Source organism: Azospirillum mesophilum (genome assembly GCF_053470405.2).
This window is the reverse complement of the sequence record NZ_JBPXMQ020000133.1, coordinates 1-500: the sequence shown is the minus strand read 5'-3', so window position 1 is coordinate 500 and position 500 is coordinate 1. Positions and strand designations below refer to the sequence as shown.

Genomic DNA, 500 nt, shown 5'->3' with positions numbered 1-500 from the left:
CTGGCCGCCCTGGTGCAGGTCACGCTGCGCCAGGACCCGTTCGCCGGCAACGTTTACGTCTTCCGCTCGCGCCGTGGCGACCGGGTGAAGCTTTTGGTCTATGACGGCACGGGCCTGATTCTCATCACGAAGAGGCTTGAACGTGGCCGCTTCCACTGGCCGCCGGTGAGCGACGGCATCGTGCGGCTGGCGCCCGTGCAGTTGTCCGTTCTGCTCTCCGGCCTGCCCTGGGACCGCCTGCGCGTCCGGAACGTTGCCCGTCCACAGGCCGCCTGCTGAGGCGAATATTCCTCGCAATTTCGATGCGTTATCAGTAAAATGGCGCCATGCTTCTTGATCCCGCCAATCTCCCCCAAGACCCTGATCAGCTTCGTGCGAAGCTGATGGAGATGATGGCGGCTCTTGAGCAGAAAGACGCCGCGAACAATGCTTTACGCGACGAGCGTGATCACTTCAAAGCCGCGTATGAGGAGGCCGAGACTGAACGCAGCCACCTGAAG

Annotated in this window: 1 protein-coding gene; it reads left to right on the top strand. The window is 62.2% G+C overall.

Annotated features, from left to right (window positions below):
• On the top strand, positions 1 to 279 hold a 279-nt coding region (gene tnpB / locus ACSVC7_RS32775), incomplete at its 5' end, for an IS66 family insertion sequence element accessory protein TnpB (protein WP_483509202.1).
• Positions 280 to 500 lie beyond the last annotated feature (221 nt).